We start from the raw sequence: 12,624 nt of genomic DNA, 5'->3' as shown, positions 1-12,624 counted from the left end.
GTGGGCGCGATGGCGCGCGATATTGGCGTAGGCTCGGGCGGCGAATCACCGGAGGCCCCCACCGTGCCAGCGCCGATCACCATCCATGGCATCAAGAACTGCGACACAATGAAGAAGGCGCGCGCCTGGCTTGAGAGCCACGGCATTGCGCACGACTTCCACGACTACAAGATGAAGGGCATCGACGGTGCGACGCTGAAGGCCTGGGCCGGGAAGGTGGGGTGGGAGAAGCTGCTGAACCGCTCCGGCACCACCTTCCGCAAGCTGCCCGACGCCCAGAAGGAGGGCCTGACCGAAACCGGCGCGCTGGCGCTGATGGAAGCGCAGCCCTCGATGATCAAGCGACCCGTGCTGGCACTCGGCGACCGGCTGATCGTCGGCTTCGACGCGGCGGACTATGCCGCCGCGCTTGGGCAGGTGCCACGCGACTGACCGGCGGCTACAGGGTGCGGGCAAGCGCGGCCAACTGGTCCGCCGCCTTGCCCCAACCGTCGTGGAAGCCCATCGCCTCATGCTTGGCGCGGGCCTCCGCATCGGCATGCAGGACAAGGCCGCGATACCGCGTCCCGCCAAGGATCGGGTCGAAGGTGATGATCCCCGTCATGAAGCCGCCGCCCGAGGGGCGATAGCCGCCCGTCAGCGCGTCGGTCCAGACCAGCCGCCGGTCCGGCACCACCTCGAGGTAGCAGCCGGCATTGGGCATCTCCTCCCCGTTCGGCCCGCGGATGACGCCGCGGAAATGCCCACCCGGCCGCAGGTCGAGGTCGATGTCGGTCATCTTCCATGGCACCGGGCAGAACCACTGTTCCATTAGCTTCGGCTGGGTCCAGCAGGCCCAGAGGTTGGCCGGTGCGACATCGATCTCGCGTTCGATCACCAGGTCGAGCGTCTGGTCCATCTCACGCCTTCTCCTCGAACACGCCGACCATCCACAGCACGCCGAAGCGGTCCTGCACCATGCCGAAGGCGGGGCTGAAGAAGGTGGAGGAGATCGGCATGCGCACCTCCCCGCCATCCAACAGCCCGGCGAAGAAGCGGTTGGCCTCCGCCGCGTCGCGCGCCGGCAGGGAGACGCCGAAGCCGGCGAACTTCGCCGCCCCCGCGCAATGCCCGTCCGACACCATCAGCGAGGCGCCGCCGATGCGCAGCTCGGCATGCATGATCTTCTTCTCGGAACCCGGCGGCAGCATGCCGGGCGGCGGTGCTTCGGGGCTGTCGCTGTTGCGCATCAGCATGACAGCCTCGGCGCCGAGTGCCTTGCCGTAGAAGGTGATCGCCTCCTCGGCGCGGCCTTCGTAGAACAGATAGGGAGTGATGGGCATGCTGCGCCTCCTTCTCAGACGTTCACCAGGACCTTGAAGCCGCCATAGATCATGCGCTTGCCGTCGAAGGGCATGTTGCCGGCATCCATCTTCATGCGCGGGTCGGCCATGACTTTCTTCCAGCCTTCGTCGCGCGCTTCCTTCGATGGCCAGGTCATCCAGGAGAAGACGACGGTCTCGTCCGCCTCCTGCTTCACGGCCATGCGGAAGGAGGTGAGGGTGCCTTCGGGCACATCGTCGCCCCAGCATTCGACCATGGAGGTCATGCCGTGCTCCTTCAGCAGCACGGCGGATTTCTCCGCGTGCTGGCGATACTCCTCCTTCTTCGCGTTCGACACGGCGAGCAAGAAGCCATCGACATACATTGGATTGTGTCCTTCCCGGTCAGGATGCGTTGAACGCCGCTTCGAGCCCGGCGGCGTCGATCTTCACCATCTGCATCAGCGCGGCGATAACGCGCCCGCGCTGTGCTTCGTTGCCGGCCTTCATCAGCCGGGGCAGTGCTTCCGGCACCAATTGCCAGGCGACGCCGTAGCGGTCCTTCAACCAACCGCAGGCCTGCGCCTGGCCGCCCTCGACAAGCGCATCCCATATAAGGTCGAGCTCGGCCTGGTCGGCGCACAATGCGGAGAGCGAGACCGCATTGGTGAAGGCCTCGCCGGGGCTGCCGTTCATCGCCAGCATCTTCGTGCCGTTCAGGTTGAATTCCACCAGCAGCACGCCGCCGCCAGGCCCCGGGCCGCCGGCGGGAATGCGGACGATCTCGCCGAGCACAGCACCTGGAATGGTGGCGCAGTAGAAGCGCGCGGCTTCCTCGGCCTGGCTGGTGAACCAGAGACTGGTGGCGATCTGCGTCATGCGTCGTTTCCTTCCCGGGCTTGTGAGGTGGCGAACAGCATTTCGACGTAGCGGCGCAGGTGCCGCAGGCTCTCGACGGCGCGATCCGGTCCGCCATCCGCCTTGGCGAGGACGAAGGCGCCCTGGATCACCGCCAGGATGTGGATGGTGAGCGCTTCGGCGGTGAAGTCCGTGAGCCCGCTTGCCTGCATGGCCGCCTCGATCTCCGCCTGAAGCGGCGCGCCATGGATGTGGATGCCCGCCTCGCAGGCCGCGCGGATCGCCGGATTGGTGGCGTAGGTCTCCTGCACCATCATGCCGAGCAGGCAGGTGAAGTGTGGGATCGCCCCGCGGAAGATCGCGATCCGGAAATCGATGTAGGCCAGCACGCGCGCGAGCGGGTCGGCGTGGTCACGCCAGCCGGACCGCGTGAACAGCGCTTCGAGCCAGGCGCTGAAATGTGCGGCGGCCGCGACGCCGAGATCCTCCTTGCTGCGGAAGTGGTGGAAGAAGGCGCCCTTGGTCACGCCGGCGGCGGCGCAGATCTCGTCAACCGTGGTGGCGGCGTAGCCGCGCGTACGCAGGATGGTCAGCGCCGCTTCCAGCAAGCGGTCCCTGGCATCGGCGCGGCGAGGCGGCTTCGTTTCCATGCCACGAAACATACCGACCAGTTGGTATGCTCCGCAAGCCACGAATCTGCCCGCTCGCTGGATTGTGCGGCGGACGCGCCATTCAGGCGCGAACCGTCAGCGCAGCAGCCCGCGCGCCACCACCATGCGTTGGATTTCCGACGTCCCGTCGAGGATGCGCAGCAGCCGCACGTCGCGGTACAGCCGCTCGACCGCGCTGCCGGCCATGTAGCCCTCGCCGCCATGGACCTGCAGCATGCGGTCGGCGACCCGGCCCAGCGCCTCGGTGGCGAACAGCTTCGCCGCGGCGGCATCGGCCGAGCGCAGCGTGCCGTCGTCCCGTGCGCGGGCGAGCTCCAGCGCCATGCAGCGCGCGGCCAGTGCCTCCGCCATGCTGTCGGCGAGAAGGGCGGCGACGGCCGGCTGCTCGGCGAGCGGCTTGCCGAATTGGCGGCGCTTCAGCGCGTGGCGGCGGCCTTCATCGATCAGCCGTTCCATCAGCCCCGCCGACAAGGCCGCGAGATGCAGCCGCACCTTGTCGAGCCCAGCGAGTGCGAGCTTCAGCCCTTCGCCTTCCGCGCCGACCAGTGCATCGGCCGGCACGACGACGTCGTGGAATACGACATCGGCCACCTGCGCGCCGCGCATGCCCATCTTGGCCTGGGCGGGCAGCACCTCGATGCCGGGCGTCGCCGGGTCGATGGCGAAGGCGGAGATCCCGCGCGCGCCTTCGCCTCCTGTGCGCGCCATGACCATCAGCATGCCGGCCTCGGGCGCATTGGTGACCCAACGCTTGCGGCCGCTGATGCGCCAGGTGCCGCCTTCGCGTCGCGCGGTGGTGGTCAATGAGGCGGCGTCGGATCCGGCCTCGGCTTCCGACAGGCAGAAGCAGGCGATGAGGTCGCCGCGCGCGAGGCCCGGCAGCCAGCGATCCCTCTGCGCATCGGTCCCGGCGCGGAGCAGGATCTGCGCCGCGCCGCCGCTGTTGAGCGCATAGACCGCCCGATAGGCCGGCGCGGTGCGGCCGAGCACGAGCATCAGCCCGGCCTCTTCCTCCATCGTCAGGCCGAGCCCGCCATGCGCCTCGGGGATGGAGATGCCGAACAGCCCATGTGCGCGCAGCGCCGCGCGCGCGGGTTCAGGCATGCGATCCTCGGCATCCATCGCGGCCTCGGCGGGGATCAGGATGTCCTCGACCAGGGTGCGCGCGGCGGCGAGGCGGGCCGATTGTGCGGCTACATCACGGATCATGGCTCAACCCACTCATGCGGACCGACAGGTTGCGTCGGGCGGGAGCACTCGAACACCCATGCTCGCTGCTGCGCAACGTGCACAGAGCCTGCCCGCGCGACGGTGCTTGACGATCGAAGCGATCAGATCGCCTTTGGCGCCTTGAAGCGACCTTCCTTCGACAGGTCCGCCGCGCGCCAGAAATACCAGGCGGCGGTGGTGCGATACGGCCCCCAGGCCTCGCCGATCTCGGCCAAGGCACGCGGCTTGGGCTGTTCATCGAGGCCCGCGGCGACGCGATAGCCCTCGCGTACGCCGAAATCATCCACCGGCAGGATGTCCGGCCGGCCGAGGGTGAAGATCAACAGCATCTCGACCGTCCAGCGCCCGACGCCGCGCAGCGGCACCAGGCGCTCGACCAGTTCGTCATCGCTCAGCTTTCGGGCGGCGGCGCGGGTCGGCACAACGCCGGCTGCCGCCTTCTCCGCAATGTGGCGGATGGCGAGCACCTTGTTGCCCGACAGGCCGCAGGCGCGCATCGCCTCCGGCGTCAGGGCCAGCACCGCCTCCGGCGAGGGAAACCCCGTGCAGGCGCAGCAGCCGAGGAAGCGGCCGAGGATCGCTTCCGCCGCGCGGCCATGCACTTGCTGGTGGGCGATGGCGCGCACCAGCGCCTCATAGGGCTGGCGCTTCGCGACGGTCAGCGTGCAGGGGCCGACCTGGCGGATCACCGTCTTCAGCATGGGGTCGCGCCGCAGGTGCTTCAGCGCCTCGGGCGTGCCGATGCTCACCGGAACACCATCTGCGGCAGGGTCAGGGTGATGGCGGGGATGTAGGTGATCACCATCAGGCAGGCGAAGACCACGGCGATGAAGACCGCGAGCGGCTTCATCATCCGGTCCACGCCGCAGCCGGCCACCTGCGCGGCGGCGAACAGGTTCACGCCGAAGGGCGGCGTGATCATGCCGAGCGCGAGGTTCACCACCATGACCGTGCCGAAATGCACCCCGTCAATGCCGAGCTTCTGCGCCGCATCGGCCAGGATCGGCGCCAGCACGATGATGGAGGCCGAGGTCTCCACGAACATGCCGACGACGAAAAGGAACAGATTCACCACCAGCAGGTAGGCTGCCGGTGTGTCGAAGGATGTTGTGAGCCATTCGGCGGCCACGTCCGGCACGCCCTGCCGGTTCAGCAGCCAGGAGAACAGCGCCGCGCAGGCGATGATGAACATGATGACCGCGCTGCTGATCACCGATTTGCGGAAGATCGGGAACAGGTCGCGCGGCCCGATTTCCCGGTGCAGGAACATGCCGATGATCAGCGCGTAGATCACCGCGACCACCGATGCCTCGGTCGGCGTGGTGATGCCGCCATAGATGCCGCCCAGCACAATGACCGGCATCACCAGCGCGAAGGCCGCCTGCCGCGTGGCGGCAAGGACGGGCAGGCGGCCGATGCCGTCCTCCTTTCCCCAGCCCTTGATGCGGCACCACACCAGCACGGTCACGATCAGCGCCCCGCCGATCAGGATGCCCGGGCCGAAGCCCGCGATGAACAGTTCCGGGATCGAGGTCTGGGTGGTGACGCCATACAGGATCATCGGGATCGAGGGCGGGATGATGACGCCGAGTTCCGCCGCCGTCGCCTGCAGCGCCGCCGCGAAGGCGACCGGATAGCCGGCGCGCACCAGGGCCGGGATCATGATGGCGCCGATCGCGAAGGTGGTCGCGACCGAGGATCCGCTGATCGCCGCGAAGATCATGCAGGTGACGACGCAGGTCGCCGGCAGGCCGCCCTGCACGCCGCCCACGATGGAACGCGCGAATTCCACCAGCCGGCGGGAGATGCCGCCGACATCCATCAGGTTGCCCGCCAGGATGAAGAAGGGAATGGCGGCGAGCGGGAACTTGTCCAGCGCGACGAATAATTGCTGTGCGGCGACGATGAGCGGGAAGGAGGTGAAGCCGGCGATGCCGATGACCGCGGCGATGCCGATGGCGAGGGCGACCGGGATGCTGGCGGCGAACAGCACCAGCATCGCCGTGAGCATGGCGGGGCTCATTGATTTTTGCCCTCAAACGGCGGGCGCCGCGCATCCGCGCGGCTTGCCTTCGCGCCCTGCACTGTTGCCTTGGCGGCGACGGGCGGGTTGGGCGCGGTCGCGCTTTGCGCTCGCGGCGCGGCGGGGCCGCGCCGAAGGACTTGTTGTGTCATACGGCCAGATCCAGTTCTTCGGAGCGGCGGTCCAGGAAATGTGCGACGGCACCGATCATCGCGAAGACCGCTCCGACGGGAATGGCCGCATAGCCCCAGGACATCGAGACCTCGAGCCCCGCCATCTCCTGGAACTGCACCCGCTCGGCCATGATCCAGCCGAACCAGAACATGATGCCGAGCATCGACAGCGCGGCGGCGAGCGCGGCGGCTTCCAGCGCGCGCCGCAACGTGCCGCTGGAATAGCGGTGCGCGACGTCGATCGACACCAGCGCACCCGCGCGCAGCGCCACCGCGACACCAAGAAAGGCCATCCAGATTAGCGCCGTGCGCACCAACGCCTCCGACCATATGGAGGGGGTTTCCGTCGCGAAGCGCGCGATCACCTGCCACAGCCCGGCCAGCACGGCGACGGTCAGCGCCAGGCTCGCGAGCAGCGCGGCGATGGCCGTGCTCACCCGATCGGCCTGCAGGATCGCGCCGCGGATGGCCGCGCGCGCCCCGTCGCCCGAGGCGACCCACAGCGCCAAGGCGACTGTGGCGAGCGTCACCGCCACCGTCATCTGCAGCGGCAGCACATTCATCGCATTCATCAGAACCCCCAGGCAGCATGCGGGGCGCGGCGCCAGGCCGCGCCCTGGTCGGCGGGATCAGCCGCTCAGTTTGGCCGCCAGTCGCGGATGCGGCGCAGCGTGGCGGCATCCAGTTCGCGCTCATACTGCGCGAAGGCGGACGCGAGCGCGGTCTGGAAGGCAGCGGTATCGACCTGCGTGACCACCTGCATGCCGCGGCGGCGCAGTTCCTCGACGCCCGAAGCCTCATCCGCGCTGACGCGGTCGCGGTTGGCCTGCTGGCCGGCGCGCGCTGCCTCCATGAAAGCGGTGCGGTCGGCGGGCGACAGGCGCTGCATCATCGCCGGATTGCAGATCAGCAGCCCCGGCGAGTAGACGTGCCCCGTCAGCGTCAGGTAGCGCTGCACCTGGTTCAGGTTGTTCGCCACGATCACCGGGATCGGGTTCTCCTGGCCGTCCACCGTGCCCTGCTGCAGCGCCGGCACCAGCTCGGAGAAGGCCATCGGCGTCGGCAGCGCGCCGAGCGTCGTGAAGGCGCGCATATGCACCTGGTTCTCCATGGTGCGGACCTTGAGGCCGCGCACATCGCCCGGGGCATTCACCTCACGCCGCGAATTGGTCAGGTGGCGGAAGCCGTTCTCCATCCAGATCACGCCGACCAACCCGCGCGCGTTGAACTGCTGGAGGATCGACTGCCCGATCTCGGAATCCAGCACGCCGCGCGCATGCGGGTAGTCGCGGAACAGGAAGGGGACGTCCACCACGCGCACGGCGGGGACGAAATTGCCGACCGGGCCGGTCGAGCCGATGTAGCATTCGACCGTGCCGATCTGCACGCTCTCGACGATCTCGCGCTCATTGTCGTTGCGCTGGATGACGACGCGGTAACGTCCGCCGGTGGCGCGCTCGAAGGATTCCTTGAGGGCGGCGGCGCCCGCGCCGTAGTGGCTCTGGGTCGGCAGCGGGTGCTGGATGGTGATGGTGGTCTGCGCCAGCGCCGGGCCGGCGGTCATGGCGGCGGCGGCAAGCGCGGCGAAGGCCGCGCGGCGGGTCAGGGTCATATCCTGGATCTCTCCCTTGCGGGCGGCGTCATGTGCCGCCCGCCTACCCAGCCTCCTACGCGAAGGCCGGGCGGGAGATCAATGCGCCACCTCGGCATGCGGGGCCGGCAGCGGCAGGCCGAGATGCAACGCCGCATTGGCGTTGATCGACCCTTCCCACATCAGCTCCAGGCCGATCCAGGCGATCAGCGCCACGCCGACATAGGCGATGAACTTGAAACGATCGAGCAACCGCGCCAGGAAGCCGCCCAGCAGGCCCATCAGCACGATCGAGATCGTCAGGCCGACAACCAGCATGACAATGTCGTTGCGTGCGACCGCCGCCACCGCCAGCACGTTGTCCAGGCTCATCGACACGTCGGCGACGATGATCTGCCACAGCGCCTGGCCGAGCGTCTTCTCCTTCGCCTCGGCTTCCTCGCCGGATTCCTCCTCGCCGTGCTGGAGAAGTTCCTTGAGGAAGGTCCAGGCGATGTAGATCAGCGCGGCGCCGCCCAGGAAGGCGATCCACCACAGGCCGAGCAGATAGGTCGCGAAGATCGAGAAGATGATGCGCAGCACCGCCGCGGCGATGATGCCGAACATCACGGCCTTGTTGCGCATCGCCAGCGGCAGCCCGGCCGCCGCCATGCCGATCACGACCGCGTTGTCGCCAGACAACACGATGTTCAACCAAAGGATCTCGAAAAAGCGCGGCGCCGCCGCGATCAGGCCGTCCATGCGTCACTCCCGGCGCCGCCCCGAATGGGCAGGCTGAATTGGCGCGCACGCTAGCCACCGCGCGCCGCACGGCAAGTTTCAACACTGCAATGCGGCGTCCATATCCGGGACAGGTTAATCCGGACGGATCGCAGCATCCCGCGCGATGCGCACCCAACGTTCCGCATCCTCGTTCAGCCATGACTGCAACTGGTCGGGCGGAATGATGAGGGGTTCAGTGAAGTTGGCGCGCAGACGTTCCAGCATCGCAGCGTCCATCGACTTCGCGAAAGCGTCTTGCAGCCGGTCCAGGATCGGTCGTGGGACGCGCGCCTGCGTCAGCACCCCGGTCCAGACGCCGAGGTGGTAGCCGCGCACCCCGGATTCCTCCAGCGTCGGAATGTCCGCCAGCGATTCGATCCGTCGGTTCATCGTGATGGCCAGGCCCTTCAGCGTGCCAGCCTTGATATGCGGCCCGGATGTGGCGGAGGAATCGAACAGCAGGTCGAGATCGCCCGCGATCATCGCCGCCACGGCCGGCGAGGATCCGCGATAGGGCACATGCACCACTTCGAGCCCAGCCATGCGCGTCAGCATCACCTGCGACAGGTGCGACGAGGAGCCGTTGCCGACCGATCCGAACAGGATCTTGCCGGGTTCGGCCTTCATGCGCGCGATCGCCTCCTGCGCATTGGCGGGATTCCAGCGGCGCGGGTTGCAGACCAGCACGTTCGGCATGTCCGCCATCATGCCCACCCCGGCGAGGTCGCGGCGCGGATCGAAGGACGGATCGGGATACAGGACCGGATTGACGCCCTGCGTCGCCATGGTGCCGAGGAACAGCGTGTAGCCGTCCGGTTCCGCCTGTGCGGCGACCTTGGCGCCGATGTTGCCGCCGGCGCCGGCGCGGTTCTCCACCACGACGGGCTGGCCGAGATGCCGGCCCATCGCCTCGGCCGCGAGACGCCCCATGATGTCGGTCACCCCACCGGGCGGGTAGGGCACGATGATCCGCAGCGGCTTGTTCGGGAAGGCGGGCTGGGCGCGCAGCGCGGGGGCAGCGAGCAGGCCGGCCCCTGTGGCGAGCGCCGCGCGGCGGGTGATGCGGGGCATGGCGTTTCTCCGGTGCTGTTCTTGCTTCTCGGGCCAGCCTGCGGGCGCCGGCCCGGCCAGGCAAGACCCCGGTCAGCGCAGCAGCGCAACGGTCGCCCAGCCCAGCACGATCACCGCGACGATGGAGGGCAGCAGCAATCGCCAGATCTGCGCCGGCCGCGTGCCATCCGCGAGCAGCCCGCAGACCAGCGCGGTCCCCGCGAAGGACATTCCTGCCCCAGCCGCGCCAGCGAAGTTGTGCACCGCCGGGGCGAGCAGCGGCGGCAGCCCCGCCGCCAGCCCCAGGGCCTGCTGCACCGGCATCATCGCGGCATTCGATCCGACATTGCTGCCCGTCACCACCCCCGCCGCCAGCCCCAGCACCGGCACCGCATAGGGCGCGAGGCCGCCGAGCGCCCCGGCCGCCGCACCGGCCAGCGCCCCGGTTGCGCCGCTGCCCGCCATCCAGCGTGCGAACAGCACGTACAGCAACATCGCCGCCGCCGGGCGGGCCGCGCGCTTCATCGCATCCCGCGCGCGCCGCCCCGCATCGGGCCGTGACAGCAGGATGCCGCCGGCCACCACCAGCAGCACCACGGCCACATGCGTCACCGGGAAGGCGGGCAGGCCCTCATAGGGATGGAAGGCCGGCGGGTGCGGCACCGCGCGCGCGCCGAGCAGTGCGACCGTCAGCAGCGCATAGGGCCATAGCGCCGCGGCCGCGCGACGCCAGGCAGCGGCATCGCCCGGCGGGTCCGCCAGCCACAGCGCGGCCAGCAGTGGGGCGCCGGCGGCCAGGATGCCCAGCACCTCGAAGGGCAGCACCCAGTGGCCGGCGACCAGGATCGCCGCCATGGCCGCCAGCATCGCCATCTGGGCGGCGCGTTCCGGTGCTGGCACCGGGACCCCCGCCGCCGCGGAAAGCCGCCAGCAGACCGGCCCCAGCGCCAGCACCCAGGCCGCATTCGGCAGCGCCGTGAGCGTGGCAATCGCCTGCGCCGGCACGCCAAGCAGCGCCGCCCCCAGCGCCGTGCCAGGCCCCAGCCCACCCCAGGGGATCAAGCACAGGGACAGCAGCGCCAGCGCCGCCGCCGGCGGCCCGCGCAGCCCCATGCCGCGTAGCGCGGCGAGCGCGAAGACGGCACCGACGGCGAAGCCGGTCACGCTCTCCATGAAGACGCCCATCAGCAGCGTGGCGGTGAAGATCGCCCGTGGCGTCGCCGCCTGCTGCCCGGCGGTGTCGCCGCGGCCATCCACCGCCGCGTGGAACAGCAGCCCGCCCACCACCACGCCGATCGGTTGCAGGGCCAGGAAGACGCCGCGCGCGGCTTCCTCCGCGAGGAACGGTGCGAAGCCGGTGCCGCCGGGCAGCGACACGAAGGCCGCCGGCAGCGCTGCGAGCAGCGCCGCCAGCACCGCCACCAGCGGCCCCGCGCGGCCGAGCAGCAGCAGGCCGAGCAGCAGCAGCAGCGGCGCCGCTTGCAGGAGGAGGATCACGCGTCGAGCACGAAGGTCTTGCCGACCGCACCCGGCACCACAACGCCTTCGCCATGGGCGCGTTCCAACGCGTTCAGGGCGCGCCAGCCGGTGCAGTGGGACGGGAACATCCAATGCAGGCCAAAGGCGCCGAGATCGGCGACGGTTTGCGGGATCACGCGCTCATTCGTGCCGGCCAGGTGGAAGCCGCCCATCACCGCGTGCAACGGGATCTCGGGCATCAATCGCCGTGCTTCATGCAGCACATTGACGATGCCGCAATGCGAACAGGCGGAGAAGACGACGAGCCCCTTGCCGCGTAGATTCACCGCGATGAAGCGTTCATCCGGCAGCCATTCATCGGGCTGCCAGGGCGCGGTCTCGGAATCACGGGCGACCTGGCCGGGCAAGCCGACCTCGTATTCCGTGACGCGCGGGATCTCGCCGCTGACCAGCACATGGCCGGCGATCACGGCGGGCTCGCGCGACACAAGCGGCACGGCGCCCAACGCCGCCCACTCATCGGGCGCGGGCACGCGATCCATCGGCAGCACGCCGCCATCGGGCTGGCGGCTGCCGCGCTCGCGGAACATGCGGGGATGCAGGTGCAGCGGCACCGCCTCGCCGCCATTGGCGGCGCGGATCATCTCGATCGCCTTGGGCAGGCCGCCGGCATGGTCCCAATGGCCGTGGGAGAGCACCACCGCCTCGATGGCGGCGAAGTCGACACCAAGGCGCGGGCCATTGCGTTCCACCGCGTAGTCCACCGGGCCGCCGTCGAACAGGATGCTGCGGCGCTCGCCATCGGCCTCGACCGCGATCACCAGCGACAGGCCATGATTGGCGCAGCAGATGGCGGCGCCGGAGCTGCGCTTCATGCCCATGCGCTGCAGCCGCACCCATTCGCGCGTCACGAAGGACGGGGTGGAGGAGAGCGTGTCCGTGACGTTGTCCACGAGGATCGTTATCTCGATCCGATCGACCGGCCGAGGTGCCTGCATGAATGACTTCCTTCCCGAACCCTACGCAGCCTATGGCAGCAACCTGTGGCACGACCAGATGCGCCGCCGCTGCCCCGAGGCGGTGGTGGCCGGCAGCCTGCTGCTTCCCGGCTGGCGATTGGTGTTGCGGAAATTCGCGCTGATCGAACGCGACGCGGATTCCGCCTGCCCGGTGGGGCTGTGGCGCATCACGGCACGGGACCTCGACGCGCTCGATGGCTTCGAGGGGCCGCACACCTATGCCCGCACGCGCATCGCGCTGCCGGGCGGCGGCATGGCCTGGACCTATGAGGAAATCCGCCACCGCCCCGGCCCGCCGGCGGCGGAATACGTGCAGCGCTTGCGTCGCGGATACGCGGATTTCGTCTTCGACAGCGCGCCGCTGGATGCGGCGATCGCTGCGTCGGGATATGCCGGATAAGGTCGAGGGGCGCGGCCTCTCGAGCACACCCCGCAACGAAGGCTCCTGCATCTTCGGGCGATTGCCG

General features: G+C 69.3%; 16 protein-coding genes. 2 read left to right on the top strand and 14 right to left on the bottom strand.

Annotation, left to right across the window (positions count from 1 at the left end; genetic code table 11):
* Positions 1-63 precede the first annotated feature (63 nt).
* Positions 64-432, top strand: a complete 369-nt coding sequence (locus tag AC2YHJ_RS05110; RefSeq protein ID WP_487394407.1) for an ArsC family reductase — start codon at positions 64-66, stop codon at positions 430-432.
* Positions 433-439: 7 nt separating this feature from the next.
* Here AC2YHJ_RS05110 and AC2YHJ_RS05105 read toward each other — a convergent pair whose 3' ends face one another.
* From AC2YHJ_RS05105 to AC2YHJ_RS05040, 14 genes are all read right to left on the bottom strand, one after another.
* Positions 440-898, bottom strand: a complete 459-nt coding sequence (locus AC2YHJ_RS05105; protein ID WP_487394406.1) for an SRPBCC family protein — start codon at positions 896-898, stop codon at positions 440-442.
* A 1-nt stretch (position 899) separates the two neighbouring features.
* Positions 900-1,322 (bottom strand): VOC family protein, encoded by a 423-nt coding sequence (locus AC2YHJ_RS05100; protein WP_487394405.1) that lies wholly within the window; start codon positions 1,320-1,322, stop codon positions 900-902.
* 14 nt (positions 1,323-1,336) lie between these two features.
* Positions 1,337-1,687 carry a DUF1428 domain-containing protein gene (locus AC2YHJ_RS05095; RefSeq protein ID WP_487394404.1) on the bottom strand — a complete coding sequence of 117 codons (351 nt, stop codon included), beginning with the start codon at positions 1,685-1,687 and terminating at the stop codon, positions 1,337-1,339.
* A gap of 19 nt (positions 1,688-1,706) precedes the next feature.
* Complete coding sequence (locus AC2YHJ_RS05090) at positions 1,707-2,180, bottom strand: VOC family protein (RefSeq protein WP_487394402.1); 474 nt, start codon at positions 2,178-2,180, stop codon at positions 1,707-1,709.
* Complete coding sequence (locus tag AC2YHJ_RS05085; protein WP_487394401.1) at positions 2,177-2,809, bottom strand: TetR/AcrR family transcriptional regulator; 633 nt, start codon at positions 2,807-2,809, stop codon at positions 2,177-2,179. The genes AC2YHJ_RS05090 and AC2YHJ_RS05085 overlap by 4 nt, the downstream gene beginning before the upstream one ends.
* 96 nt (positions 2,810-2,905) lie before the next feature.
* Positions 2,906-4,039, bottom strand: a complete 1,134-nt coding sequence (locus AC2YHJ_RS05080) for an acyl-CoA dehydrogenase family protein (protein WP_487394399.1) — start codon at positions 4,037-4,039, stop codon at positions 2,906-2,908.
* Between the two features lie 122 nt (positions 4,040-4,161).
* Positions 4,162-4,809 carry a DNA-3-methyladenine glycosylase family protein gene (locus AC2YHJ_RS05075; RefSeq protein ID WP_487394397.1) on the bottom strand — a complete coding sequence of 216 codons (648 nt, stop codon included), beginning with the start codon at positions 4,807-4,809 and terminating at the stop codon, positions 4,162-4,164.
* On the bottom strand, positions 4,806-6,083 hold the full coding sequence (locus AC2YHJ_RS05070) for a TRAP transporter large permease (RefSeq protein WP_487394396.1): 1,278 nt from the start codon (positions 6,081-6,083) through the stop codon (positions 4,806-4,808). The genes AC2YHJ_RS05075 and AC2YHJ_RS05070 overlap by 4 nt, the downstream gene beginning before the upstream one ends.
* A 148-nt stretch (positions 6,084-6,231) precedes the next feature.
* A complete protein-coding gene (locus AC2YHJ_RS05065) occupies positions 6,232-6,828 on the bottom strand; it encodes a TRAP transporter small permease (RefSeq protein ID WP_487394395.1) in 597 nt (198 codons plus the stop codon).
* Between the two features lie 65 nt (positions 6,829-6,893).
* Positions 6,894-7,868, bottom strand: coding sequence for a TRAP transporter substrate-binding protein DctP (gene dctP / locus AC2YHJ_RS05060; protein ID WP_487394393.1), 975 nt, complete (start codon positions 7,866-7,868; stop codon positions 6,894-6,896).
* Between the two features lie 78 nt (positions 7,869-7,946).
* Positions 7,947-8,588: a YjbE family putative metal transport protein gene (locus AC2YHJ_RS05055; RefSeq protein ID WP_487394391.1), complete on the bottom strand. Its 642-nt coding sequence runs from the start codon at positions 8,586-8,588 to the stop codon at positions 7,947-7,949.
* A gap of 114 nt (positions 8,589-8,702) precedes the next feature.
* The gene (locus AC2YHJ_RS05050; RefSeq protein WP_487394389.1) at positions 8,703-9,680 is read right to left on the bottom strand and encodes a Bug family tripartite tricarboxylate transporter substrate binding protein; all 978 of its coding nucleotides are present in this window, start codon (positions 9,678-9,680) and stop codon (positions 8,703-8,705) included.
* Positions 9,681-9,752: 72 nt separating this feature from the next.
* Positions 9,753-11,156 (bottom strand): L-lactate permease, encoded by a 1,404-nt coding sequence (locus AC2YHJ_RS05045; protein WP_487394387.1) that lies wholly within the window; start codon positions 11,154-11,156, stop codon positions 9,753-9,755.
* Positions 11,153-12,136, bottom strand: coding sequence for an MBL fold metallo-hydrolase (locus tag AC2YHJ_RS05040; protein WP_487394386.1), 984 nt, complete (start codon positions 12,134-12,136; stop codon positions 11,153-11,155). The genes AC2YHJ_RS05045 and AC2YHJ_RS05040 overlap by 4 nt, the downstream gene beginning before the upstream one ends.
* Between AC2YHJ_RS05040 and AC2YHJ_RS05035 the strand changes: the two genes are divergently transcribed.
* Positions 12,135-12,557 carry a gamma-glutamylcyclotransferase family protein gene (locus AC2YHJ_RS05035; protein ID WP_487394384.1) on the top strand — a complete coding sequence of 141 codons (423 nt, stop codon included), beginning with the start codon at positions 12,135-12,137 and terminating at the stop codon, positions 12,555-12,557. The two genes, AC2YHJ_RS05040 and AC2YHJ_RS05035, sit on opposite strands and share 2 nt — an antisense overlap.
* Positions 12,558-12,624: the final 67 nt, after the last annotated feature.

The organism is Roseomonas sp. SRI_022 (assembly GCF_057586215.1).
The sequence above is the reverse complement of the archived record's forward strand: the minus strand, read 5'-3'. Positions and strand labels throughout refer to the sequence as shown.